The organism is Streptomyces sp. RKND-216 (genome assembly GCF_004795255.1).
Classification (GTDB): Bacteria; Actinomycetota; Actinomycetes; order Streptomycetales; family Streptomycetaceae; genus Streptomyces; species Streptomyces hazeniae.
In genome coordinates this window covers 2,718,999-2,742,240 of the sequence record NZ_SSBQ01000002.1, presented here as the reverse complement: position 1 = coordinate 2,742,240, position 23,242 = coordinate 2,718,999, and the positions used below count along the sequence as shown (strand labels likewise).

General features: G+C 72.8%; 21 protein-coding genes and 1 pseudogene. 11 read left to right on the top strand and 11 right to left on the bottom strand.

Annotation, left to right across the window (positions count from 1 at the left end; translation table 11 throughout):
* Positions 1 to 43: 43 nt before the first annotated feature.
* On the bottom strand, positions 44 to 1,870 hold the full coding sequence (locus E4198_RS12245) for an acyl-CoA dehydrogenase (RefSeq protein WP_136183180.1): 1,827 nt from the start codon (positions 1,868 to 1,870) through the stop codon (positions 44 to 46).
* Between the two features lie 193 nt (positions 1,871 to 2,063).
* Here E4198_RS12245 and E4198_RS12240 point away from each other — a divergent pair, with 193 nt between their 5' ends.
* Positions 2,064 to 2,603: an SseB family protein gene (locus tag E4198_RS12240; protein ID WP_136183179.1), complete on the top strand. Its 540-nt coding sequence runs from the start codon at positions 2,064 to 2,066 to the stop codon at positions 2,601 to 2,603.
* Positions 2,604 to 2,731: 128 nt separating this feature from the next.
* Complete coding sequence (locus tag E4198_RS12235; RefSeq protein ID WP_136183178.1) at positions 2,732 to 3,691, top strand: pirin family protein; 960 nt, start codon at positions 2,732 to 2,734, stop codon at positions 3,689 to 3,691.
* A gap of 29 nt (positions 3,692 to 3,720) precedes the next feature.
* Here E4198_RS12235 and E4198_RS12230 read toward each other — a convergent pair whose 3' ends face one another.
* Positions 3,721 to 5,940, bottom strand: coding sequence for a SpoIIE family protein phosphatase (locus E4198_RS12230; RefSeq protein ID WP_136183177.1), 2,220 nt, complete (start codon positions 5,938 to 5,940; stop codon positions 3,721 to 3,723).
* A gap of 161 nt (positions 5,941 to 6,101) precedes the next feature.
* On the opposite strand from E4198_RS12230, the gene aspS reads away from it, so the two are divergent.
* Entirely contained in the window at positions 6,102 to 7,880 is a 1,779-nt protein-coding gene (gene aspS / locus E4198_RS12225) for an aspartate--tRNA ligase (RefSeq protein ID WP_136185338.1), read from the top strand.
* A gap of 225 nt (positions 7,881 to 8,105) precedes the next feature.
* Positions 8,106 to 9,275: a hypothetical protein gene (locus E4198_RS12220; protein ID WP_247597652.1), complete on the top strand. Its 1,170-nt coding sequence runs from the start codon at positions 8,106 to 8,108 to the stop codon at positions 9,273 to 9,275.
* 174 nt (positions 9,276 to 9,449) lie between these two features.
* Here E4198_RS12220 and metG read toward each other — a convergent pair whose 3' ends face one another.
* Together metG and E4198_RS12210 are read right to left on the bottom strand one after the other, a co-directional pair.
* The gene (gene metG, locus E4198_RS12215) at positions 9,450 to 11,051 is read right to left on the bottom strand and encodes a methionine--tRNA ligase (protein WP_136183176.1); all 1,602 of its coding nucleotides are present in this window, start codon (positions 11,049 to 11,051) and stop codon (positions 9,450 to 9,452) included.
* A 42-nt stretch (positions 11,052 to 11,093) separates the two neighbouring features.
* A complete protein-coding gene (locus E4198_RS12210; RefSeq protein ID WP_136183175.1) occupies positions 11,094 to 13,163 on the bottom strand; it encodes a TetM/TetW/TetO/TetS family tetracycline resistance ribosomal protection protein in 2,070 nt (689 codons plus the stop codon).
* A gap of 193 nt (positions 13,164 to 13,356) precedes the next feature.
* On the opposite strand from E4198_RS12210, the gene E4198_RS12205 reads away from it, so the two are divergent.
* Positions 13,357 to 13,575: an EF-hand domain-containing protein gene (locus tag E4198_RS12205; protein ID WP_136183174.1), complete on the top strand. Its 219-nt coding sequence runs from the start codon at positions 13,357 to 13,359 to the stop codon at positions 13,573 to 13,575.
* Between the two features lie 138 nt (positions 13,576 to 13,713).
* Here the strand turns inward: E4198_RS12205 and E4198_RS12200 are convergent, their stop codons facing one another.
* From E4198_RS12200 to E4198_RS12190, 3 genes are read right to left on the bottom strand one after another with little or no spacing between them, the layout of a single operon-like run.
* The gene (locus E4198_RS12200; protein ID WP_136183173.1) at positions 13,714 to 14,079 is read right to left on the bottom strand and encodes an Asp23/Gls24 family envelope stress response protein; all 366 of its coding nucleotides are present in this window, start codon (positions 14,077 to 14,079) and stop codon (positions 13,714 to 13,716) included.
* A complete protein-coding gene (locus E4198_RS12195; protein WP_136183172.1) occupies positions 14,076 to 14,762 on the bottom strand; it encodes a hypothetical protein in 687 nt (228 codons plus the stop codon). Before E4198_RS12195 ends, E4198_RS12200 begins: the two co-directional genes overlap by 4 nt.
* Entirely contained in the window at positions 14,753 to 15,412 is a 660-nt protein-coding gene (locus E4198_RS12190) for an RNA polymerase sigma factor (protein ID WP_136183171.1), read from the bottom strand. The genes E4198_RS12195 and E4198_RS12190 overlap by 10 nt, the downstream gene beginning before the upstream one ends.
* A gap of 237 nt (positions 15,413 to 15,649) precedes the next feature.
* Here E4198_RS12190 and E4198_RS12185 point away from each other — a divergent pair, with 237 nt between their 5' ends.
* The gene (locus tag E4198_RS12185; protein ID WP_136183170.1) at positions 15,650 to 16,192 is read left to right on the top strand and encodes an Asp23/Gls24 family envelope stress response protein; all 543 of its coding nucleotides are present in this window, start codon (positions 15,650 to 15,652) and stop codon (positions 16,190 to 16,192) included.
* 118 nt (positions 16,193 to 16,310) lie between these two features.
* On the opposite strand, the gene E4198_RS12180 is transcribed toward E4198_RS12185, so the two are convergent.
* Entirely contained in the window at positions 16,311 to 16,751 is a 441-nt protein-coding gene (locus E4198_RS12180; protein WP_136183169.1) for an ATP-binding protein, read from the bottom strand.
* Positions 16,752 to 16,989: 238 nt separating this feature from the next.
* Here E4198_RS12180 and E4198_RS12175 point away from each other — a divergent pair, with 238 nt between their 5' ends.
* Complete coding sequence (locus E4198_RS12175) at positions 16,990 to 17,325, top strand: YnfA family protein (RefSeq protein WP_136183168.1); 336 nt, start codon at positions 16,990 to 16,992, stop codon at positions 17,323 to 17,325.
* A 2-nt stretch (positions 17,326 to 17,327) separates the two neighbouring features.
* On the opposite strand, the pseudogene E4198_RS12170 reads toward E4198_RS12175, so the two are convergent.
* The 3 genes and pseudogenes from E4198_RS12170 to E4198_RS12160 form a co-directional block, all read right to left on the bottom strand.
* Positions 17,328 to 18,229: pseudogene (locus tag E4198_RS12170) on the bottom strand (biotin-dependent carboxyltransferase family protein).
* Complete coding sequence (locus tag E4198_RS12165) at positions 18,226 to 18,966, bottom strand: allophanate hydrolase subunit 1 (RefSeq protein ID WP_136183167.1); 741 nt, start codon at positions 18,964 to 18,966, stop codon at positions 18,226 to 18,228. Before E4198_RS12165 ends, E4198_RS12170 begins: the two are co-directional and overlap by 4 nt.
* Entirely contained in the window at positions 18,963 to 19,769 is an 807-nt protein-coding gene (locus E4198_RS12160; protein ID WP_136183166.1) for a 5-oxoprolinase subunit PxpA, read from the bottom strand. Before E4198_RS12160 ends, E4198_RS12165 begins: the two co-directional genes overlap by 4 nt.
* A gap of 79 nt (positions 19,770 to 19,848) precedes the next feature.
* Between E4198_RS12160 and E4198_RS12155 the strand changes: the two genes are divergently transcribed.
* The 4 genes from E4198_RS12155 (at position 19,849) to pcp (ending at position 23,207) form a co-directional block, all read left to right on the top strand.
* A complete protein-coding gene (locus E4198_RS12155) occupies positions 19,849 to 20,574 on the top strand; it encodes a GntR family transcriptional regulator (protein WP_136183165.1) in 726 nt (241 codons plus the stop codon).
* 185 nt (positions 20,575 to 20,759) lie between these two features.
* Positions 20,760 to 21,497, top strand: coding sequence for a DUF969 domain-containing protein (locus E4198_RS12150; protein ID WP_136183164.1), 738 nt, complete (start codon positions 20,760 to 20,762; stop codon positions 21,495 to 21,497).
* A complete protein-coding gene (locus tag E4198_RS12145; protein ID WP_136183163.1) occupies positions 21,494 to 22,462 on the top strand; it encodes a DUF979 domain-containing protein in 969 nt (322 codons plus the stop codon). Before E4198_RS12150 ends, E4198_RS12145 begins: the two co-directional genes overlap by 4 nt.
* An 82-nt stretch (positions 22,463 to 22,544) precedes the next feature.
* Entirely contained in the window at positions 22,545 to 23,207 is a 663-nt protein-coding gene (gene pcp, locus E4198_RS12140; protein ID WP_136183162.1) for a pyroglutamyl-peptidase I, read from the top strand.
* Positions 23,208 to 23,242 lie beyond the last annotated feature (35 nt).

Below are 23,242 nucleotides of genomic sequence, written 5' to 3'. Positions count from 1 at the left end.
GTTCCTCATCGGCGGACGGTCCGGAGGCCGCCTCGCCGGGGACTCAGAACGCCGACTCGTCGAGATCCATGACCGACAGGTCGACGGACTCGGCGAGCGAGCGCTGCACGGCCAGGCCGGGCAGCACGTTGGCGGCGAAGAACTTCGCAGCGGCGATCTTGCCCTGGTAGAACGGCCGGTCCTTGGCCGAGGCGTCGGTCAGCTTGTCCTGCGCGACGGCCGCACCGCGCAGCAGCAGATAGCCGATGACGACGTCGCCGGAGGCCAGCAGGAAGCGGGTGGTGTTCAGCCCGACCTTGTAGATCTCCTTGACGTCCTTCTCGGTGGCGGCCAGGTCGGTCAGCATGGTGCCGACGATGGCCTCCAGGTCGACGGCGGCCCGGGCGAGCTGGTCGCGGGCGGCGGCCAGCTCCTCGCCCCCGGCGGCCTCGGCGAGGAACTTCTTGATCTCCTCCGACAGCGCGGTGAGCGCCTGGCCCTGGTCGCGGACGATCTTGCGGAAGAAGAAGTCCTGGCCCTGGATCGCCGTGGTGCCCTCGTACAGGGTGTCGATCTTGGCGTCCCGGATGTACTGCTCGACCGGGTACTCCTGGAGGTACCCGGAGCCGCCCAGGGTCTGCAGCGACTGGGCGAGCTGCTCGTAGGACTTCTCCGAGCCGTAGCCCTTCACGATGGGCAGCAGCAGGTCGTTGAGCCGGTGCGCGGCGCCCGCGTCCTCGCCCGCGTGCTCCTTGAGGATGATCTCGTCCTGCACGGAGGCGGTGTAGAGGACGAGGGCGCGCATGCCCTCGGCGTACGCCTTCTGCGTCATCAGCGAGCGACGCACGTCGGGGTGGTGCGTGATGGTGACGCGCGGCGCGGTCTTGTCGGTGAACTGGGCGAGGTCGGCGCCCTGCACCCGCTCCTTGGCGTACTCCAGGGCGTTCAGGTAGCCGGTGGAGAGGGTGGCGATGGCCTTCGTGCCGACCATCATCCGCGCGAACTCGATGATCTTGAACATCTGGCGGATGCCGTCGTGCTTCTCGCCCAGCAGCCAGCCCTTGGCGGGCTGGTTGGCGCCGAAGGTCATCTCGCAGGTGTTGGACACCTTGAGACCCATCTTGTGCTCGACGTTGGTGGCGTAGACGCCGTTGCGCTCGCCGAGCTCGCCGGTGTCCCAGTCGAAGTCGTACTTCGGCACGACGAACAGGCTCAGGCCCTTGGTGCCGGGACCGTGGCCCTCGGGGCGGGCCAGGACGAGGTGCACGATGTTCTCGGACATGTCGTGCTCACCGGAGGTGATGAAGCGCTTCACGCCGGTGATGTGCCAGGTGCCGTCGTCCTGCTGCACGGCCTTGGCGCGGCCGGCGCCGACGTCCGATCCGGCGTCCGGCTCGGTGAGCACCATGGTGGCGCCCCACTGCTTGTCGGCCATCAGCTGGGCGATCTTGCGCTGCTCCTCGGTGCCCTCCTCCTGCACCACGCCCGCGAACGCCGGACCGGAGGCGTACATCCAGACGGCCGGGTTCGCGCCGAGGATGGTCTCGGCGAAGCCCCAGAGCAGCGAGCGCGGTGCGGTGGTGCCGCCGATCTCCTCGGGGATGCCCAGGCGCCACCACTCCGCGTCCATGAACGCCTGGTAGCTCTTCCTGAACGACGCCGGGACGGGCGCGGTGTTGGTGTCCGGGTCGAAGACGGGCGGGTTGCGGTCGCCCTCCTCGTAGGAGGCGGCGAGTTCGTTCTCGGACAGCCGCGCGATCTCGGCGAGCACGCTCTTGGCGGTCTCGACGTCCATTTCGGCGAACGGTCCGGTGCCGTACACCGAGTCGCGGCCGAGGACCTCGAAGAGGTTGAACTCGATGTCGCGGAGATTCGACTTGTAGTGCCCCATGGCGACGGCTCCGTAAGAAGTCTCGTTCGTACCGATCAGTAGTCTCGATGATGCTACCCATGGGTAATTTAAGGCAACCCCCCGAGTCCCACTGTGACCCGTTCCTCCCTCGCCGGGCGGTTCCGGGCCCCGCCGTGGCCGGGAATCTCCCGCGCGCGCACGCCGGGTGGACCGACTCGTTACCCTTTCGGGCATGTACGGCTACGACCAGACCGCGTCCGCGGGCCACGGACACCCGCACGGTGGGCAGCAGTACGGGTACCAGGGTCACCAGCAGACCCATCACTCCCCCCATGCCCACCAGGCGCATCAGGGCTACGCGGAACCGGAGCCGCCGCCGCCCTACGGTCAGCAGCCGCTCTACCCCGAGCCGTCCCCACCCTCGCTGGGCGAGGCCGTACGGGCCTTCACCACGGGGTCGATGTCCGCCGAGGAGTTCCAGTCGATCCTCTCCACCTCGAAGGTCTACTGCCCGCGCGGCGAGACCCCGGGCTTCCTGGCGCTGCACAACACCCAGCAGCCGGTCATCCCGATGTTCACCACGCTCAAGGAGCTGCGCCGGTACGCGGGCAAGGAGTCGCGGTACTTCGTGATCACGGGTGCCGAGGTGCTCGACCTCCTCCCCTCCGGCTACGGCTTCGTCCTCGACATGGAGGGCGAGCACCGGGTGGTCTTCGACGCCAAGGCGGTCGAGGAGATGGTCGACTACGCGATGCGCCACATGTACGGCTGACCGGCATGTGCGGCTGACCCGCGTCGCGCACCGCGCACCGGCCCTTCCGGGTCTGCCGGAATACGGAAGCCGTGGCGAGTGCTTCAACCTTCAACTACATTGGCCGTGAGTCGGAGGAGGCACCCGTCATGCCCGCGATCACCGTAGAGAACCCGCTCACGCTGCCCCGGGTGACCGCCCCGGCGGCCGAAAGCGCCGCACGGCGCCCCGTGCTGGCCGTGAGCACCGCCCCCACCGGGTTCGAGGGCGAGGGCTTCCCGGTCCGCCGCGCCTTCGCGGGCCTCGACTACCGGCACCTCGACCCGTTCATCATGATGGACCAGATGGGCGAGGTGGACTACGCGCCCGGTGAGCCGAAGGGCACCCCCTGGCATCCGCACCGCGGCTTCGAGACCGTCACGTACCTCATCGACGGAACGTTTGTGCACCAGGACTCCGAGGGCGGCGGCGGCACTATAGACGGCGGCGACACCCAGTGGATGACCGCCGGATCGGGCCTGCTGCACATCGAGGCCCCGCCGGAGGAGCTGGTCATGACCGGCGGCCTCTTCCACGGCATCCAGCTCTGGGTCAACCTGCCCGCCCGGGACAAGATGACCACCCCGCGTTACCAGGACATCGGCGGCGGCAACGTCAAGCTGCTGACCAGCCCCGACGGCGGCGCGCTGCTCCGGCTCATCGCGGGCGAGCTGGACGGCCACACCGGCCCCGGCGTCACGCACACGCCGATCACCCTCGTGCACGCGACCGTCTCGCCCGGCGCCGAGGTCACGCTGCCGTGGCGCAGCGACTACAACGCCCTCGCCTACGTGCTGGCCGGCCGCGGCTCGGTGGGCGCCGACCGGCGCCCGCTCCACCTGGGGCAGACGGCCGTCTTCGGCGCAGGCGACGCGCTCACGCTGCGCGCCGACACCTCCCAGGACGCCCACACCCCCTCGCTGGAGGTGATCCTCCTCGGCGGGCAGCCGCTGCGGGAGCCGATGGCGCACTACGGGCCGTTCGTCATGAACAGCCACGCGGAGCTGGCCCAGGCCTTCGACGACTTCCAGGCCGGCCGCCTCGGCCGCGTCCCGGCCGCACGCGACTGACCTCGCCCGCGCGGTGCGGCCCCGGCGGGTCAGCCGTGGACGGTGCCCGCCTCGCGGAGCTCGAACCAGGTGCACTTGCCGTCGCCGCGCGGCTCCACGCCCCACGCGTCCGCCAGCGTGTCCAGCAGCAGCAGGCCGCGCCCGGAGGAGGCCAGCTCGCCGGGGCTGCGGCGGTGTGGCAGCTCGTCGCTGGAGTCGGTGACGTCGACGCGCAGCAGCCGCGTCCCGGGGTCCCCGCTGATCTCGGCCACCATCAGCGCGTCGCCGTCGGTGTGCACCAGGACGTTCGTGAGCATCTCGGAGAGCATCAGCACGGCGCCGTCCGCCTGGTCTCCGTCCTTCCAGTCGTGCAGCAGCCCGCCGAGCTGGTGTCGTGCGTCGGCGATGCGCGCGGGCTCGGCCTGCGCGACGGTCAGGACGCTGCGCCGGGCGGGCGGCGCGGCGACCGTCCCGGCGGGCCCGAGCGGGTCCCCCTCGCGGCACAGCAGCACGAGCGCGATGTCGTCGTCGCGCCGGTCGGCCAGCGGCCCGGTGGTGTGGTGCGAGGGCGGCCCGTGCACCGCGTTCACCACGGCGTCGGCCAGCCCTTCGAGGCCCTCTTCGGGCAGCGGGTGCCCGGCGACGACCTGCCGCAGCCGTTCCCAGCCGCTCTCGATGTCGTGTCCGCCGGTCTCGATGAGCCCGTCCGTGCACAGCAGCATCGTTTCGCCGGGCTGGAGCACGAGGCGGGTGGTGGGGTAGTCCGGGTCGGCCGTGATGCCAAGCGGGATGCCGCCCGCGGTCTGCCGTACGAGCATCGCGGAGTCGGGGAGCCGGATCGCCGGGTCGAGGTGGCCGGCGCGGGCCACGTCGACGGTGCCGGTGCGGGGGTCGATCTCCAGGTAGAGACAGGTGGCGAAGCGTTCGTCCGCCGCCGTTCCCGGCGTCCCGGCGGAGGCGCGGTTCAGCCCGCTCAGGAAGCGCGAGGCGCGGGAGAGCACCCCGTCCGGGTGGTGGCCCTCGGCGGCGTACGCCCGCAGCGCGATCCGCAACTGCGCCATGATGCCCGCGGCCCGCACGTCGTGGCCCTGCACGTCGCCGACGACCACCGCCGTCCGCCCGGACGGCAGGCTGATCACGTCGTACCAGTCGCCGCCGACCTGGAGGCCGCCGCCGGTGGGCACGTAGCGCGCCGCGAGCTGGAGACCCTCCACCGCCGGGCGGTCGGCGGGACGCATCATGCGCTGAAGGTCGTCGGCGAGCTCGCGTTCGCTGTCCTGCACGTACGCCCGCGACAGCGCCTGCGCGAGCATCCGGGCGACGGTGCTGAGCACCGACCGCTCGTCGGGGGTGAAGGCGACCGGCTCGGCGAAGCCGGCCATCCACGCTCCGATCGTCCGCCCGCCGACGATCAGCGGCAGGAACGCCCACGACGCCCGACCGAACGGCTCGGCGAGCGGCCAGGTGGTGGGGAAGCGGCTGCGGTAGGCGTCCGGGCTGGGCAGGTAGATGGCCCGGCCCGTGCGCACCACCTCGGCCGCCGGGTAGTCGGTGTCCAGGGGCATGTCCAGGAAGGGCCCCTCGTCACCGGGCGACTGCCCGTGGTGGCCGATCACCGCGAGCCGGTCGCCCTCCACGCCGAAGACGCCCAGTCCGTCGGGCGTGAAGCCGGGCATGGACAGGGCGGCCGCGACGCGCAACACCTCGCTGGTCGAACGGGCCTCGGCCAGTGCGCGTCCGGCGTCCAGCAGGAACGCCTCCCGGGAACGGTTCCACTCCCCGACGACCTCGAGCGCCCGGCCGTCCGCCTCGCCGTCCGGCTCGGACGGCGCGTCGGAGCCCTCCGGCACCGGAGCGACCTCGCTGACGGTGCCGATCACCTGGAGCGCCCCGGGAATCCTGGCCTCGCCCGGCGGGATGACGCCGGGCCGCCCGTCCGGCTGGTCCGCCGTCCGGACGCCGACGGGCCGCAGTCGCACGCGTACGGACCGCAGCACGGTCCCGGCGGGGCAGACGACACGCAGGACGCCCTCTGCCAGTCGCCCCTCGGTGAGGGCGAGCGCCGCCATCCCCTGGAGGCGGACGAAGTCGACGGCGTGCACCCGCCCCCGCACGGCCGCCGCGCCGAGGGTGACGGTGCCGCTGCTGGAGGGCGGGGAGGGGAGACCGAGGAGCCGCGCGGCCCGTGCGTCCAGGGTGACGGTCTGGGAGCCGCCCTCCCACCGCCAGACGCCGGTGCCCACGGCCGTGAGTACGTCCTCCGTGCGCATTGCCCTACTTTATGCAGATCCGTGAAAAGCGTGCGAGTGAGCCACTCGGGGCGCGGTAACCTGAGAGGCGTTTCCCTCAGCCAGAAATCCCGGCGGGAACCCCTGCGACGAGCGTGCGTGCACCGGCGTACGCCACCACGCCCCGACGACTTGGATGAATGATGCATCGGTACCGGTCCCACACCTGCGGCGAGCTCCGTGCCACGGACGTCGGCTCCGACGTCCGCCTGAGCGGCTGGCTGCACAATCGGCGGAACCTGGGCGGCATCCTCTTCATCGATCTGCGCGACCACCACGGCATCGTGCAGCTCGTCGTCCGGCCCGAGCGGACCGACGTCGTCGAGCGGCTGAGCTCGCTGTCCAAGGAGAGCGTCATCCGCGTGGACGGCGGCGTCGCCGCCCGCGGCGAGGAGAACGTCAACCCCGAGCTGCCGACCGGTGAGATCGAGGTCGAGGTCACCGAGGTGGAGGTGCTCGGCGCGGCCGAGCAGATCCCGTTCACCATCAACGCCGACGACGGCGTCAACGAGGAGCGGCGCCTGGAGTACCGCTTCCTCGACCTGCGCCGCGAGCGCATGCACCGCAACATCATGCTGCGCTCGGCCGTGATCTCCTCGATCCGCCGCCGGATGACCGACCTGGGCTTCAACGAGATGGCGACGCCCATCCTGTCCGCCACCTCGCCCGAGGGCGCCCGCGACTTCCTGGTGCCCTCCCGGCTGCACGCCGGCCGGTTCTACGCGCTGCCGCAGGCGCCGCAGCAGTTCAAGCAGCTGCTGATGATCGCGGGCTTCGACAAGTACTTCCAGATCGCGCCGTGCTTCCGTGACGAGGACGCCCGGGCCGACCGCTCGCCGGGCGAGTTCTACCAGCTCGACGTGGAGATGTCCTACGTCGAGCAGGAGGACGTCTTCCGGGTCATCGAGAAGGTGATGACCGACGTCTTCGAGGAGTTCGGCGACGGCCGGCACGTCACCTCGCCGTTCCCGCGCATCCCGTTCCGGGAGGCGATGCTCAAGTACGGCTCCGACAAGCCGGATCTGCGCACCTCCCTCGAACTGGTCGACGTCAGCCACGTCTTCGCCGGCAGCGGTTTCAAGGCCTTCGCAGACAAGCACGTCCGCGCCCTGGCCGTGCCGGACACTGCCGACCAGCCGCGCAAGTTCTTCGACCAGATGGGCGAGTTCGCGCAGGAGCACGGCGCCAAGGGCCTCGCCTGGGTGCGGGTCGGCGACGATTCGACGCTCACCGGCCCGATCGCCAAGTTCCTCACCGAGGACGACACCGCCGCCCTGCTCTCGGCCGTCGACGGCAAGCCGGGCACGGCGGTCTTCTTCGGCGCCGGGGAGTTCGACGACGTCTCCAAGATCATGGGCGCGGTCCGCGTCGAGGCCGCCCGCCGCACCGGCAACTTCACCGAGAACGCCTTCCGGTTCTGCTGGATCGTGGACTTCCCGATGTTCGAGAAGAACGAGGACACCGGCGAGATCGAGTTCTCCCACAACCCGTTCTCGATGCCACAGGGCGGCCTGGAGGCGCTGCGCACCCAGGACCCGCTGGATGTGCTGGCCTGGCAGTACGACATCGTCTGCAACGGAGTCGAGCTGTCCTCCGGCGCGATCCGGAACCACGAACCCGAGGTGATGTTCGAGGCGTTCGGCATCGCGGGCTACTCCAAGGACGACGTCGAGCGCGAGTTCGGCGGCATGCTGCGGGCGTTCCGCTTCGGCGCCCCGCCGCACGGCGGCATCGCCCCCGGCATCGACCGCATCGTCATGCTGCTGGCCGACGAGCCGAACATCCGCGAGACCATCGCCTTCCCGCTCAACGGCAACGCGCAGGACCTCCTGATGGGCGCGCCGAGCGAGGTCGAGGAGGCCCGCTTGAAGGAGCTTCACCTCTCGGTGCGCAAGCCCCCGCAGGCCCGCCCCGCGGAGTAGTTCCGCGCCCGCCGGGTCTCTCCCCGGCCGCGCACTCAGGGCCGTGCCCCGCTCGTGCGGGGCACGGTCCTGAGGCGTTCCCGTGCTGCCGTACGGCGGTGCGCGGGTACGCCGAGCCGGCTGGCCGGTACGGTGTGCGCGCCGGAGGGCCGGGGCATGCATGGGGACGGCGTCCCCCAGGCCCGCCCGCCCACCGGGGCCCTGCTCACGAGGAGCTGGTCCCGCATGCCCACCCGTCGTCCACACCGGAAGGGGCGCGTCCTGATCTCCCTGGCCCTCGCCTGCGCCGCCGCCCTCTCCCTCGCCCCCGGAGCCTCCGGCACGCCCCGCCGCGCACCCGTCGACGCGACCGCGGCAGCCGCTGCCCGCGTCCCACCGGGGGTGACGGCCGGCATCGCCGTCTTCGACCGTGAGACCGGCACGTTCACCGAACGTCACAACGCCGACCTGCGCTTTCGGTCCGCCTCCGTCGTGAAGATCATGCTGGTGCTGGACTACCTCTGGGACCGGGGGCCCGACTACGACGTCCCCGAAGCGGAGCGGTCCCGCCTGGAGGGCATGCTGCGCAGCAGCCACGACGGCGCCGCGAGCCATTACTGGTCGACGCGCGGGGGCAGCGCGCTCATCGACCGCATGGTGCGGCGACTGGGCCTGACCGGTACCGCCCCGCCGCCCGCCTCGCACCCCGGCTATTGGGGCTACACGGCGATCACGGCCGCCGACACCGTGCGGGTGTACCGCTACCTCCTGGACGAGGCCCCCGCGCCGGTGCGGGACCTCGTCCTGGGGCACCTGCGCGCGGCCACCCGCTGCGCGGCCGACGGCTACGACCAGTACTTCGGCATCGCGTCCGCCTTCGAGAGATCCTGGTCGCTGAAGCAGGGCTGGTCAGGCTTCGACTCCGGCGGCTGCACGGCGGATCAGCGGGAGGCCGAACGCGCCCGCGAGCGGGAGGCGTCGCGGGCGAGCGGCATCGACCTGGTCAGCGAGGCGCTGCACAGCACGGGCACCGTCGGCGCCGACGACCGCACGGTCGTCGCCGTGCTCACGCTGCACGAGGACGGCACGCCGTACGGCACCGCGTACGCATGGCTGACCCGGCTGGTCGGCTCGCTCGACGTCCCGGGGGCCGTGCGCCCGGCCGGTACGTGGTTCCCCACCTGGGGCTCGGGCGTACGGGTCCGCGCGGCGGCGACCACGGACTCGGCGGTGGTCACCACGCTGCCCGCGGGCGTGGAGGTGCTGGTCGGCTGCCAGCGCCGCGGCGAACGGATCGACGTGCCGCCGCACTCCAGCGACTGGTGGGCCTACCTGCCGCAGTACGACGGCCATCTGACGAACGTCTTCGTCGACGTGCCGGAGGAGAAGCTGCCGGGCGTCCCCGACTGCGCGTAGCCGCACGGCTGGTGCGTCACGTCGCGGGTGTCGACCTGCGGTCGCCAGCGAGTGGCCCGGCCACGAGAAGCGGCTGGGCCGCACCACCGCGGGGGTGGTACGGGCCCAGCCGTCGTACGGGTCCAGCCGTCGTACGGGCGGCGCGTCCGCCGTCGTGCACCCTCAGCCGGCGCCTCAGTCCTCCAGACGGGGGAAGAGCACCGCGCCCTTGGTGACCGTGGAGCCCGCGGGGAGCAGGCCCCAGCGGCCGGCGTCCTGCACGCGCTGGTCGGCGAGGGCGCCCAGCGACGCCTCGGCGCCGAGCGAGTCCCACAGCTTCTGCGAGGTCTCCGGCATCACCGGGTTCAGCAGCACCGCGCACGCGCGCAGCGACTCGGCGGCGGTGTAGAGGATCGTCGCCAGCCGGGCCTGGGCCTCGGCGGAGTCGTCCTTGGCGACCTTCCACGGCGCCTGCTCGGTCAGGTAGCCGTTGACCTGCTTGACGAAGTCGAAGACGGCCGCGATGCCGCCCGCGAAGTCCAGCTCGTCGCCGATCCGCCGGTCGGCCTCCGCGACGGCTGTCTCCAGGCCCTCGCGGATCGCCTGCTCGTCCGCACCCGCCGAGGTCGCCTCCGGCAGCGCGCCGCCGAAGTACTTGCCGACCATCGCCGCGACCCGGGAGGCGAGGTTGCCGTAGTCGTTGGCGAGTTCGCTGGTGTAGCGGGCGGAGAAGTCCTCCCAGGAGAACGACCCGTCGTGGCCGAAGGAGATCGCGCGCAGGAAGTACCAGCGGTAGGCGTCGACGCCGAAGTGTTCGGTGAGCTGCTGCGGGGAGATGCCGGTCAGGTTGGACTTGGACATCTTCTCGCCGCCGACCATGAGCCAGCCGTTGGCGGCGATCCTGTGCGGCAGCGGCAGGCCGTTCGCCATCAGCATGGCGGGCCAGATCACCGCGTGGAAGCGGAGGATGTCCTTGCCGACCAGGTGCACGTTCGCCGGGAAGGTGCCCTCGAACTTCTCCTGGTCAAAGCCGTAGCCCACCGCCGTCGCGTAGTTGAGGAGGGCGTCGATCCACACGTAGATGACGTGCTTGTCGTCCCACGGCACCTTGACGCCCCAGTCGAAGGTCGACCGGGAGATGGACAGGTCCTCCAGCCCCTGCCGCACGAAGTTCACGACCTCGTTGCGCGCGGACTCGGGCTGGATGAAGCCCGGGTTCTGCTCGTAGTGCTTCAGCAGCTTCGGGCCGTACTCGGAGAGCTTGAAGAAGTAGTTCTCCTCCTTCAGCATCTCCACCGGCTTCTTGTGGATGGGGCAGAGCTTCTGGCCTTCGAACTCTCCCTCCCCGTCCAGCAGTTCACCGTAGGACTTGTACTCCTCGCAGCCGACGCAGTATGGGCCCTCGTAGCCGCCCTGGTAGATCTCGCCCTTGTCGTACAGGTCTTGGACGAACTCCCGCACGCGGTCGGTGTGCCGCTTCTCGGTGGTGCGGATGAAATCGTCGTGCGCGATCTCCAGGTGCTCCCAGAGGGGCTTCCACGCCTCCTCGACGAGCTTGTCGCACCAGTCCTGCGGACTGACGCCGTTCGCCTCCGCGGTGCGCATGATCTTCTGACCGTGCTCGTCCGTGCCGGTGAGGTACCACACCTTCTCGCCCCGCTGGCGGTGCCAGCGGGTGAGCACGTCGCCTGCGACGGTCGTGTAGGCGTGGCCCAGGTGCGGAGCGTCGTTCACGTAGTAGATGGGGGTGGTGACGTAGTACGCCTTCCCCTGTTGCTCAGTTCCAGTGGCCGCCATGCGCGAAATCCTAACGGCCCACCGCCGTCCCTCTCGCACCGTTTACCCTCCGTGACCGGCGGTGGACCCGGGGGCCGGTCCGTGAGCGCCCGCCGTCCCCGTGCCGGTCCGGCGCACGACCCGCAGCAGGTACTGCTTGCGGTCCAGGGGGTCGTGGTCCGTGCGCGGCCTGGCCGGGGGTGTGCCGCGCACCGGCTCGTACCGGTCGAAGGACGACTCCAGCACGCCCTCGCCGCGGCTGAGGTTCGGCAACCGCCGCTGCAGCGTGTGCACCCGCGCGGCCGGCACGTCTCCCTCCAGCACGGCCGTCCCGTCCTCGGTACGGGTCGAGCGCGGCACCCCACCGAGGTGGGCCAGCAGCGACAGCACCGCGCCCGCCGTGTCCGCGGGCGCCTCCAGCCGGAAGGCGTGCACGGGCTCGCACACCCGCGTCCCGGCCCGCCGCAGCGCGTCCATCAGCACTAGCGGCGTGAGGTTGCGGAAGTCGCCCGCGGTGCTCGACATGGACTTGTCGAAGACCGCGTGCGCGTGGCTCTGCCGCGGCCAGTAGCCGGAGTGCGTCATGGTGACCGTGCAGTCCGGTACGGGCCAGCCGTACAGGCCCTGGCCGAGGACCTCCTGCACGGTCTCCTCGACCGCGGCGAAGAACGCGTACGGCATGGACCCGAGTTCGACGCCCAGCCGGAAGCGCACCCCGGCGCCCACCGGCGCCGGTTCGAGGCGCAGCCCGATGGTGGCGAGGAACGGGTTGGGGCCGGTGTCGATGATCTCGTGCGCCGCGCCGCATCCGGTCACCCGCTCCACGCACAGCGCGGTGGTGCGGCGGAAGGTCACCGCGATGCCGTGCTCGTCGGAGAGGGTCGCCTCCAGGACCTCCTTCTGCACCTCGCCGTACAGCGAGACGTGCGTCTCCCCGGTTCTCGGGTCGTGCCGCAGGTCGATCAGCGGATCCTGCTCGGCGAGCTGCGTCAGCGCGACGTGCAGCGCCCGCCGCTCCCCCGGGCAGACGGGCGCGACGACCGTCTCCAGGGTGGGAGGGGCGAAGTGGCGGTCGGCGGTGCCGGGCGGCGGAACGCCCAGCGCGTCGCCGATCCGTACGCCCTCCAGGCCGCGCACACGGCCGATGTGCCCGGCGGCGACCGCGTCCCGGGGGACCGCCTCGCCCTCCTCGAAGACCTCGACCCCGGTGATCTTGCCCTCCGGCAGCTCCTCGGTGCCGTTCGCGGCGGCACCGAACGGCACCCGGTCGCGCACCCGCAGCGTGCCGGCGGCCATCCGCACGTACGCGAGGCGTTCGCCACCCGGGCCGCGCTCGACCTTGAACACCGAGCCGGAGACCGGCCCCTCCGCCTCACCCCGCGCGGCGGGCAGCAGGGTCCGGACGCCCTCGGTCAGGGCACCGACTCCGGCGCCGGTCACGGCCGAGCCGAAGAACACCGGGTGCACCAGCGCCCGCCCGGTCTGGTCGGCCAGCGCACCGCGGAGCCGGTCGTGCGGCAGCCGGCCGTCGGCGGCCACGTACTCCGCCAGCAGCGTCTCGTCGTGGCGGGTGAGCACGTCGGTCAGCCGCTCGCCGAACGCCGCGTCCGACGGGCCGTACGGAAGGAACCCGGCGTCCGGGCTGCCGGCCGAGGGCACCGCGCCCATCGGCACGGCGGTGCGCACCAGCCGCCGGGCGATGCCGTCGAGGGTGCCGTCCGGGGAGGCGCCGCGCCGGTCGGTCTTGTTGACGAACAACAGCGTGGGCAGGCGCAGCCGTCGCAGGGTCCGCATCAGCACCCGGGTCTGCGCCTGCACGCCCTCGACGGCGGAGACCACCAGTACGGCGCCGTCGAGCACGTGCAGCACCCGCTCCACCTCGGCGATGAAGTCGGGGTGGCCGGGGGTGTCGATCAGGTTGACGGTCAGGTCGTCGCCGAGCCGGAAGGAGACCACGGCGGAGCGGATGGTGATGCCGCGCTGCCGCTCCAGCGCGAGGAAGTCGGTGCGGGTGCTGCCGTCGTCGACGCGGCCGACCGTCTCGACGACCCCGGCGGCGTGCAGCAGCCGCTCGGTCAGGCTGGTCTTACCTGCGTCGACATGGGCGAGGATTCCGAGGTTGAGCGTGGGCACGTGGCGTCATGTCCTTGAAGAGGGCGGAGTGGGCCTGCTGGAGGGACAAGGACGCTCGCCGCACGGTGGTCTCCTTCTGCTCGACAAGTGGCACGTGCCGTGTGCGGTGGAGTAGAGCAGGACGCGGGAGGGGCGGCAACGGGATTTCTGTAGGGTGAGCGCGTCATCGATACCGAGCGGGGAGGGTGAAGGAATGGCCGACGCAGCCGAGGTGCGCAAGGCGTTCGACAAGTTCGATCACGACGGCGACGGGTTCATCACCGCCAAGGAGTTCCACCGGGCCATGGCAGACCTGGGGGACGTGCACTACACCGAGTCCATGGCGCAGGCCGTGATCAACCAGAAGGACGGCAACGCCGACGGCAAGCTGTCCTTCGACGAGTTCCTGGAGCTCCACACCGGCGCCCGCTGACGCGGCCGACGACCTCACCCGGACGAGGGGCCGGCAGGCGGAACGCTCCGCCGCCGGCCCCTCCTCCGTGCGGAAGCGGAACGCACTCCCACCCGGGCGCGGGAACGGGCAGGTGTGACCCGGGCGGGCCCGCCCGGGTCAGGCAATGTCGGTGACGGTCACTGCCACGGTGACGTCCGCGTCCGCCGCCGCCAGCTCGCCGCGTACGGCGTCGGTGACCGCCGTGCGCACCGCGCGAGTCACGTCCAGCGCCCGGTGCCCGTCCAGGACGGCGAGGTGGAGCTCCAGCCGCCACCCTGATTTCTGCGTGCCCTGCCGCCGTGCCCGGACGCCTCCGGTGCGCGGGGCGTCCGCCGCCGGGGTGGTCGTCCGCTTCAGACGGGGCAGCGCCGTGCCGTGCACCAGCTCGGCCAGCCCGGGGCGGAGGAACGCCACCCCGGGCGCCTCCTCGGCCGCCCGGGCCGCGGCGCGCGTCACCCGGTCCGTCACGTCCTGGTCGCTCACCGCTCGTCCTCCGCGTCGGCCAGTCCGCGCAGGTCGGCGGCGGCGCGTTCCCAGCCGCCGTCCACCAGGACGTCCACCACGGCGACGTCGACCGCCGCCACCTCCAACCCGACGACGTCCCGGGCCGCCGTCACGATCCGGTCACGCACCGCGTCCGCCAGCTCCGGGAAACCGCGGCTCAGGTCGGCCGCGACCTCCACCCGCACCCGTACCACCGCCTCCGCCGGCTGCGGGACGATCCGGCAGCTGCCCGCCCGTACGCCCCGCAGGCCGTCCACGGCCGAGCGGAACGCGCGCGCGGCCGCCGCCTCGACGATCCACGCCTCCTCGTCGGGCTCCCCCAACGGCAGGCTGCGGCCCGGGCGAAGCTCCCGCCGCACGATGTCCATCACGCGCCCCGTGACCGCATCGGCGGTCCGTGCGCCGTCGGCACGGCCGTCCGCCCGCCGCTCCTCCTCGTCGGCGGTGCGGGCGGTGCGCACGAAGTCGTCCAGCATCCGCAGCCCGTGCAGCGCCGCCGTGCAGTGCGGGCAGGCCGCGTAGTGCGGGTCGCCCGTCGCCCGGTCCTCGTCCCAGGCGTCCCACACCTCCTGGAGCGTGCGGCCGCAGGGGAGCAGCTCGGTGCCCTCCGCCGGTCCGGCGTCCGGGTCCGGGTTCGCCCCGGAGTCGGCGCTCAACGCCATGCGCTCATCGCCTCCGTCAGGTAGCGCCGCACGCGGAAGATCCGTCCCCGTACGGCCTGGTGGCTGATGCCCACAGCCTTCGCGATCTCCTCGTAGCTCAGGCCGTGCAGCTCCCGCAACACCCAGCACGCGCGTTGCTCGGGCGTCAGGTCCGCCAGCACCCGGGACAGCGAGTGCAGCGCCGCCTGCGTCTCGGCGGCCCGGGACGGCGAGGACTGGTGGTCGGGCGCGACCGGCTCCGGCACGGAGTCCAGGTCGGCGGTCGGCCTGCGGGACCGCAGCTGGTTCAGGCAGCGGTTGGTGACGATGCGGTACATCCAGGTGAGGAACGCCGCGTCGCGGCGGAACTCCGGCAGCCGGCGCCAGGCACTGACGAACGCGTCCTGCACGGCGTCCTCCGCGTCGCTGCGGCTGCCGAGCAGCCGGTGCGCCAGGGAGAGCAGGACCGGGGTGTGCCGCCGCACCAGCGTCTCGAAGGCCTGCTCGTCGCCCTCGCCCGCACGGGCCGCGAGGAGCGCGTCCTCGGACGGTGCCGCCGCGACGCCCGCCCCGCGGGCGTCCGCCGCACGGCCCGTCCCGCCGCTGCCGGCCGTACGAGCCGCCGCGCGCTCCGCACGCGCCGTCCCCTGCGGTTCGGCTCCTTCGGCCACGCACCCTCTCCTTCCACAGCCGTCCCCTTCGTCGGACCCGCCGACGGCCTCGTCGTCACGTCCCCGGAGGCGTTTTCTCCCGACCGGCCCACCTCCCGGCGCATCTGCGGAGCCCGCGTGACGTTTCCGTCCCCGGCGGTGTCCAAGTCATTGTCAGCGAGCCTGGATCGAGGGCACCGCCCCTGGGGCCGGGCGATCGGGTGACAGCTGAACCCGTAACGGCGAAGGAGAGTTCCCATGACGACGAAGACGCATCCCGGGGCCACCGCGGTCGGCGACGAGACCCGGGCGGGCGGCGGCGACCGCGACCGCGTCCCGGCCGGTAACGGCTCCCCGGGCGGTTCCACGACCACCGTCGGCGCGGGCGCCGTCGGCCCGGACGAGCCTGCGGGGAGCCGCGGCCGCACCTCCGTCGCGGACGTCGTGGTCGTCAAGATCGCCGGGATGGCCGCGCGCGAGGTTCCGGGCGTGTACGACACGGGCGGCGGCCTGTCCCGCACCCTCGGCGCCGTACGCGACCGCGTTCCGGGCGGCCGGCCCAACGTCGGCCGCGGCGTGAAGGTCGAGGTCGGGGAGCGGCAGACCGCGCTGGACCTGGACCTGGTCGTCGAGTACGGCGTGCCCATCCGCGACGTCGCCCGCGACGTGCGGGAGAACGTCATCACCGCCGTCGAGCGGATGACCGGACTCGAGGTCGTCGAGGTCAACATCGCGATCGGCGACGTCCACCTGCCCGACGAGGAGGACGAGGAGGCACCGGCCGAGTCGCGCGTGGCGTGATCCGGCGTGCCCGCGCCCGGCGGGGCCCGGGGCCCGTGACCACGCGGACTCACCAACCGCCCCCGACCACCATGGCGGCACGTGCTCGCCCCGTCCTCCGCACCGGACGGTGACCGGGCTACGAGGTGCCGGTGCCGGACCCGGTGCCGGTGCTGAGGACTGCGCGGACGGTCTTGCCGCCCCGGGGGTGGTCGGTGACGTCCAGCCGTCGCGTCAGGCGGCTGACCAGCGCGATGCCGCGGCCGCTCTCGCCGTCCGGGCCGGTGGCCCGCAGCACGGGGTGACCGGTGCTGTCGTCGTGCACCTCGATGGTGAGCGAGCGCGGGGCCGTGCTCAGGCGGAGCCGGCACCGGCTGTGGCCGTGCCGGGTGGCGTTGGTGACGAGTTCGGACACCACCAGGGTGGCCTCGTCCATGTGCAGGACGGCCTCCGGGGGCGTACGCGATCCGCTGAGGAATCCGGCGGTGAGGCGTCGGGCCCAGCGGGCGGAGGCGTCCTCCCGAGGCAGGGTGTACTCGACGCGTGCGCTGCGCCTCGTGGGGCGCGTGCTCGCGCGCATGTTCTTCACTTCCCCTCCGTGAGGGTCCCGTGCGGTGGCGGTCCGGCGACGTCGCCGACCTCGGGCCTTCGCATGCACACGACTGATGCCCGCTGACGCGTCGCCCAATCGTCCCGCACCGCACGCCGTGGGGTCGTACACGGGAACTTCACGACTTCTGACGAAACATCCGCTACGCCCGCTTCCGCAGGGGCGCCACCCGGCACCACCCGGTACAGCGGTACGGGAGGATCGGGCCATGACCGTGACACGTTCCGTCGCTCTGTTCCTCCTCGCCGCGCTGCTGGAGATCGGCGGCGCCTGGCTGGTCTGGCAGGGCGTGCGGGAGCACCGGGGGCTGGCCTGGATCGGCGCGGGCGTCGTTGCGCTCGGGCTCTACGGTTTCGTCGCCACGCTCCAGCCGGACGCCCACTTCGGCCGCATCCTCGCGGCGTACGGCGGCGTGTTCGTTGCCGGTTCACTGGTCTGGGGCATGGTGCTGGACGGCTACCGGCCGGACCGCTACGACGTGCTCGGCGCGCTGATCTGCCTCGCGGGAGTGGCCGTCATCATGTACGCCCCGCGCGGCGGATGACGTCAGCCGCCCGCCGCGGTGAAGCGCACGGGCGTCCCGGGGGTGGCCTGGGCAGCCGCTGCGAGGGCTTCCTCGGGGACGACGCCGACGACCGGGTAGCCGCCGGTCACCGGATGGTCGGCGAGGAACACCACCGGACGCCCCTCGGGCGGCACCTGCACCGCGCCCAGCACCATGCCCTCGCTGGGAAGTTCGCCGTCTCGGGCGCGTTCCAGACGCGGTCCGTCCAGACGCAGGCCGATGCGGTTGCCGTCTGCGGTGACGCGGTAGACCGAACCGGTCAGGGTGCCCAGTGCCTCGGAGGTGAACCAGTCGTCGCGCGGTCCGGGGATCAGCGGCAGCACGAGTTCCCCCGGGGGGCCTGCCAGGGTGCGGCGTCCGGCACGGCGGGCGGTGACTCGCCGGGTGTGCTGGGGCCCAGGGGGGTGAGGGGGAGGCGGTCGCCGTCGGCGAGCGGGTCCGGTCCGAGGCCGGAGAGCAGGTCGGTGGCCCGGCTGCCCAGCACGGGTTCGGCGGCCACCCCACCGGCGAACGCCACGTAGGAGCGCACTCCGCGGGCGGCGGGCCCGACGTCCAGCAGCGCGCCGGCCGGCAGCCGCAGCGGCGTGCCCCAGGGCGCGGGGCGGCCGTCGACGGTGACGGGGCAGGGGGCGCCGGTCACCACGACGCGGGCGGGGGTGTGCGCACGCAGCGCGCAGCCGCTGAGCGTGGTCTCCAGGGTGGCGGCGTCGGCGGGGTTGCCGAGCAGGCGGTTGGCGAGCCGGTGCGCGGGCTCGTCCAGCGCGCCGGAACGGGGCACGCCCAGGTGGGCGTGGCCGGGGCGGCCGAGGTCCTGCACGGTGGTGAGCGCGCCCGCCCGCACGACCTCCACCTCCCGTGCCGCGCCGGGCGCCGAGCCGGTCACGAGGGGTCCTCAGCCGTGTCGTCAACGGGCCCATGGCCCGTCCCGTCCACAGCCCCGTCCACATGCCTGCCCACGGCGTCCTCCACGGGCTCGAAGCGGACGCGGGTGCCGGGTTCGAGGAGGGCGGCCGGGGTGCGGGCGGTGTCCCACAGCACGGTGTCCACGGCCGTGCCGACGAGCTGCCAGCCGCCGGGCGAGGAGCGTGGGTAGATCCCGGTGTACGGCCCGGCGAGCCCGACCGCCCCGGCGGGCACCCGGGTGCGCGGCTCGGAGCGGCGCGGCACGTGGTGCAGCTCGTCGAGGCCGGTGAGGTAGCCGAAGCCGGGGGCGAACCCGCAGAAGGCGACCCGGTACTCGGCCGCGGCGTGGACGCGGACGGCCTCCTCCACACTCACGCCCCACAGGGCGGCGACGTCCGCGAGGTCGGGGCCGTCGTAGCGCACCGGGATGCGGACCGCCGGCCGGTCCTCGCGGTGCAGGGGCGGGACCTCCCAGTGCGGCAGGTCGGCGGCGAGCCGCGCGGGGTCGGCGAGCCCGTCGAGGAGGACGGTGCGGGCGCCGGGCACGATCTCCCGCACCGGCGGCAGGCGGTCGTCGGCGCGGCGCCGCAGGAGTTCGGCGTGCAGCGCCTCGGCGGCCTCGCCGGTGGGTAGTTCGACCAGCAGTCCGTGCCGGCCCACGGTCCGCACGACGGGTGGCCCGGCGGGTGGGGACGACGGGGGCGCGGCGCCGGTCATGCGAAGGCCCGGACGGTGACGCCGGCGTCGGCGAGCGCCTCCCGGACGCGCCGGGCGAGCCGGGCGGCGCCCGGGGTGTCGCCGTGCACGCACAGCGAGTCGGCGCGCAGCCGCAGCAGGGTGCCGTCCGCGGCGGTCAGTTCGCCGTCCCGGGCGAGCGCGACGGCGCGGCGCACGACCTGTTCGGGGTCGGGCACCAGGGCGCCCGGCTCGGTGCGCGGCACCAGGGTGCCGTCGGGGCGGTAGCCGCGGTCGGCGAAGGCCTCGGCGACGACGGGCAGCCCGGCCTCCGACGCGGCGGCGTGCAGGGCGGAGCCGGGCAGGCCGAGGACGGGCAGGCCGCGTGCCGGGGGCCCGGCCGTGGCCGAGGCCGCTCCGGCCAGCCGGACGCCCTCGACCACGGCGGCGGCCTGCTCGCTGTCGCGGACGCACCGGTTGTAGAGGGCACCGTGCGGTTTGACGTAGGCGACGCGGGTGCCGGCGGCGCGGGCGAACAGGTCGAGGGCGCCGATCTGGTACGCCACCTCCGCGGCGAGCTCCGGGACGGGCACGTCCATGGCGCGGCGGCCGAATCCGGCGAGGTCGCGGTAGGAGACCTGGGCGCCGACGGTCACCCCGCGCGCGGCCGCCGACTCGCACACCCGGCGCATGGTGAGCGGGTCCCCGGCGTGGAAGCCGCAGGCGACGTTCGCGCTGGTCACACAGGTGAGCAGCGCGTCGTCGTCGGTGAGCTCCCAGCGGCCGAAGCCCTCGCCGAGGTCCGCGTTGAGGTCGATGGTCATCGTCCTGTTCGTCCCGTCCATCGCCGCCAAGCTAGCGATTGTTCAACGATCCGGCAAGGGGTGTGTTGTCACGTTCCACGTTCTGGGTTTGACTGGGTCCATGACCGCCGAATCCCCCGTGGCGTCCGGTGTCGACCTGGATCTGTCGGAACTCGCCGCCGATCGCGCCCTGCTGGGGCGCACCAGCACCGCGGAGCGGGTTGCGGCCATCCTGCGCGAGCGTATCGCCCAAGGGCTGTTCCGGCCGGGCGTCCGGCTCTCCGAGGAGCGGATCGGCGGTGCGCTCGGCGTCTCCCGGAACACGCTGCGTGAGGCTTTTCGTCTGCTCACGCACGAGCGGCTGCTCGTGCACCGGCTGAACCGCGGCACCTTCGTGCGCGTGCTCGAGGCGGCGGACATCGTCGACATCTACCGGGTACGCCGACTCGTGGAGTGCGCCGCGGTGCGCGGACTGGAAGAGCCCCCGTTCCCGCTGGAAGGGCTGCGAGCGGCGCTGCGCGAGGGCGAGGAGTCTGCCGAGCGGAGGGACTGGGCGGGCTGCGCCACCGCCAACATCCACTTCCACCAGGCCGTCGCGGGGCTCGCACAGAGTGTGCGCACCGACGACCTGATGCGCGGTGTGCTGGCCGAACTCCGCCTGGCGTTCCACGTGATGGGCGACCCGCGGCGCTTCCACGAGCCGTATCTGACGCGCAACCGCGAACTCCTCGGGGTGCTGGAGAAGGGGGACGCTGCGGGTGCGGAGCGCATGCTCGGCTTCTATCTGGAGGACTCCCGGCGGCAGTTGATCGAGGCGTACGCCGAGTCGTCCGTCCCCGGAGTCTGAGCCCTCCGCCTTCGCGAACTCGCTCGTCCCCAGCTCCGTCTCCACAGCCCTCTTTTTTGCCGACCCTTCACTCCAGAGGTGCCGTCCCTCCTCTTGTCGGATCGTTGAACGATCCTCTAGCCTTCCCGGAATTCGCTTCACGCGACCGCTGAGGCGTGTCCCGAGTCAGGAAGGGCCGACGGCGCATGATCGTTCTGCTCGGCGTCCTCGTGGTGATCCTCGGGTTCGCCACGCGACGCAATCCCCTGCTGGTGGTCGGGGTGGCGGGGATCGTCACCGGGCTGCTGGGCGGGCTTTCCCCTCTCGGCATCCTCGACGCCTTCGGCCAGGGGTTCGCCTCCAGCCGCGCGGTGACGATCTTCGCCGTCACCCTGCCCGTCATCGGCCTGCTGGAGCGCTACGGCCTCCAGCAGCAGGCCCGCACCCTCATCGGAAGACTCGCCCGGCTCACCACCGGCCGCTTCCTGACCCTCTACCTGTTCGTCCGGCAGCTCACCGCGGCCGTCGGCCTCCAGACCATCGGCGGCCCCGCGCAGAGCGTGCGGCCGATGATCGCCCCGATGGCCGAGGCGGCGGCCGAGCGGCGCAACGGCGGCCGCCCGCTGCCCGCACGCGTCCGGGAGAAGGTCCGGTCGCACGCCGCCGCGTCCGACACCGTCGGACTCTTCTTCGGCGAGGACTGCTTCCTCGCCATCGGCTCGATCCTGCTCATCACCGGCTTCGTGAACAGTGCCTACGGCACCCACCTGGAGCCGCTGTCACTGGCGCTGTGGGCCATTCCCACCGCCGTCTGCGCCTTCTTCGTGCACGGCTTCCGGCTGCTGCGCCTCGACGGCCGGCTCGACGCCGAACTGGCTGCCGCCGGCACCACCGTTCCCGGCCCCCGGGCGGAGATCTCCGGACACGAGGAGAACGCCGAGTGATCAAGTCCGAGTGGTTCTACTGGCTGGTGGGCGCCGCGTTCCTGGGCATGGCCGTGCAGATGGCGTTCGACCGCACCAACCCCAAACGCCTGGGCACAGCGGCCTTCTGGGGTCTCATCGGGATCGCCTTCGTCTACAGCACCTGGGTCGAGGACGGCTCCGCGCCCGCCGCGCCGCTGGGCGTCGCGGTCCTCGTCATGATCGTTCTGGGCGGCCTGGGCTTCACCGGGCGCGGGGTGCCCGACACCACCGACGAGAAGCAGCGCGTCGCCCTCGCCGCCCGCTTCCGCAACAAGCTGTTCGTTCCCGCGCTCACCATCCCGCTCGTCGCGGTCCTCTGCGCGGTGCTCGTCTCGGAGTGGAGCATCGGCGGAACCCCGGTCCTGGAGGAGAACAGCGAGACCATCCTCGGCCTCGGCATCGGCGCGATCGTCGCCCTCGGGGTGGGCATGTGGATCCTGCGTGAACGCCGCCCCTCCGTCCCCGTGCACGCCGGGCGCGGTCTGCTGGAGGCCATGGGCTGGGCGTTGCTGCTGCCGCAGCTGCTGGCCGTCCTCGGCTCGATCTTCTCCACGGCGGGCGTCGGCGACCAGGTTCGCCGCGTCACCGAAGCGGTGCTGCCGGACGGGCAGTTGCTCGCAGCCGTCGCGCTGTACTGCGTCGGCATGGCCGCGTTCACCGTCATCATGGGCAACGCCTTCGCCGCGTTCCCGGTCATGACCGCGGCCGTCGGCTGGCCGGTGCTCATCGAGCAGATGAACGGCAACCCGGCCGCCGTGCTCGCCGTCGGCATGCTGGCCGGCTTCTGCGGCACGCTCGTCACCCCGATGGCCGCCAACTTCAACCTCGTCCCGGCCGCGCTGCTCGAACTCGAGGACCAGTACGGGCCGATCAAGGCACAGGCGCCGACGGCCGCCGTGATGCTCTGCTGCAACATCGCGATCATCTATCTCTTCGCCTTCTGACCAGCCGCCCGTCCCGCCCACCACGATCCGTCACGACCCCCACAACCCGCCCGCCACCGCCCGCCACAGGAAGGGTTCGCGCATGAGTACCCCCGACGGACCGGCACGCGTCCTCGTCACCGGCTTCGAACCGTTCGGCGGTGAGCCCGCCAACCCCTCCTGGGAGGCGGTGTGTCTCCTCGACGCCGCACCGCCTCCCGGCACGCGGCTCTTCACCGCACGACTGAGCTGCGTGTTCGGCACGGCCCTGTCCGAACTCCGCGAGGCGATCGTCCGCAGCGACCCCGACCTGGTGCTGTGCGTCGGTCAGGCCGGCGGCCGCCCCGACCTGACCGTCGAGCGTGTCGCCGTGAACCTCGACGACGCCCGCATCCCCGACAACGCCGGCCGGCAGCCTCTCGACGAACCCGTGGTGGCCGGCGGGCCCGCCGCCCACTTCGCCTCGCTGCCCGTCAAGGCGTGCGTCGCCGCCTCCCGCGCGGCGGGCGTCCCGGCGTCCGTCTCCCAGACCGCCGGCACCTTCGTGTGCAACCACGTCTTCTACGGGCTGTCCCACCTCATCGCCACCGAGCGCCCCGCCCTGCGCGGCGGCTTCGTCCACGTCCCGTACGCCCCGCACCAGGTGGCCGCCGCCGGTGCGCCGTCGATGGCGCCCCGCGACATGGCCACCGGCCTCGCGGCGATCCTCACCGCCGCGATCGGCACCACCACCGACCTCCGCACCGTCGAAGGGGCGACGCATTGAGCACCGCACGGGGCCGCCCCCCGTCCGGCCGCCCG

Excerpts from the sequence above, each read along its gene's own strand:
- E4198_RS12245 (WP_136183180.1), bottom strand. The coding sequence starts at position 1,870 with ATGGGGCACTACAAGTCGAATCTCCGCGACATCGAGTTCAACCTCTTC.
- E4198_RS12240 (WP_136183179.1), top strand. The coding sequence starts at position 2,064 with ATGTACGGCTACGACCAGACCGCGTCCGCGGGCCACGGACACCCGCAC.
- E4198_RS12235 (WP_136183178.1), top strand. The coding sequence starts at position 2,732 with ATGCCCGCGATCACCGTAGAGAACCCGCTCACGCTGCCCCGGGTGACC.
- E4198_RS12230 (WP_136183177.1), bottom strand. The coding sequence starts at position 5,940 with ATGCGCACGGAGGACGTACTCACGGCCGTGGGCACCGGCGTCTGGCGG.
- aspS (WP_136185338.1), top strand. The coding sequence starts at position 6,102 with ATGCATCGGTACCGGTCCCACACCTGCGGCGAGCTCCGTGCCACGGAC.
- E4198_RS12220 (WP_247597652.1), top strand. The coding sequence starts at position 8,106 with ATGCCCACCCGTCGTCCACACCGGAAGGGGCGCGTCCTGATCTCCCTG.
- metG (WP_136183176.1), bottom strand. The coding sequence starts at position 11,051 with ATGGCGGCCACTGGAACTGAGCAACAGGGGAAGGCGTACTACGTCACC.
- E4198_RS12205 (WP_136183174.1), top strand. The coding sequence starts at position 13,357 with ATGGCCGACGCAGCCGAGGTGCGCAAGGCGTTCGACAAGTTCGATCAC.
- E4198_RS12195 (WP_136183172.1), bottom strand. The coding sequence starts at position 14,762 with ATGGCGTTGAGCGCCGACTCCGGGGCGAACCCGGACCCGGACGCCGGA.
- E4198_RS12185 (WP_136183170.1), top strand. The coding sequence starts at position 15,650 with ATGACGACGAAGACGCATCCCGGGGCCACCGCGGTCGGCGACGAGACC.
- E4198_RS12180 (WP_136183169.1), bottom strand. The coding sequence starts at position 16,751 with ATGCGCGCGAGCACGCGCCCCACGAGGCGCAGCGCACGCGTCGAGTAC.
- E4198_RS12175 (WP_136183168.1), top strand. The coding sequence starts at position 16,990 with ATGACCGTGACACGTTCCGTCGCTCTGTTCCTCCTCGCCGCGCTGCTG.
- E4198_RS12165 (WP_136183167.1), bottom strand. The coding sequence starts at position 18,966 with ATGACCGGCGCCGCGCCCCCGTCGTCCCCACCCGCCGGGCCACCCGTC.
- E4198_RS12160 (WP_136183166.1), bottom strand. The coding sequence starts at position 19,769 with ATGGACGGGACGAACAGGACGATGACCATCGACCTCAACGCGGACCTC.
- E4198_RS12155 (WP_136183165.1), top strand. The coding sequence starts at position 19,849 with ATGACCGCCGAATCCCCCGTGGCGTCCGGTGTCGACCTGGATCTGTCG.
- E4198_RS12150 (WP_136183164.1), top strand. The coding sequence starts at position 20,760 with ATGATCGTTCTGCTCGGCGTCCTCGTGGTGATCCTCGGGTTCGCCACG.
- pcp (WP_136183162.1), top strand. The coding sequence starts at position 22,545 with ATGAGTACCCCCGACGGACCGGCACGCGTCCTCGTCACCGGCTTCGAA.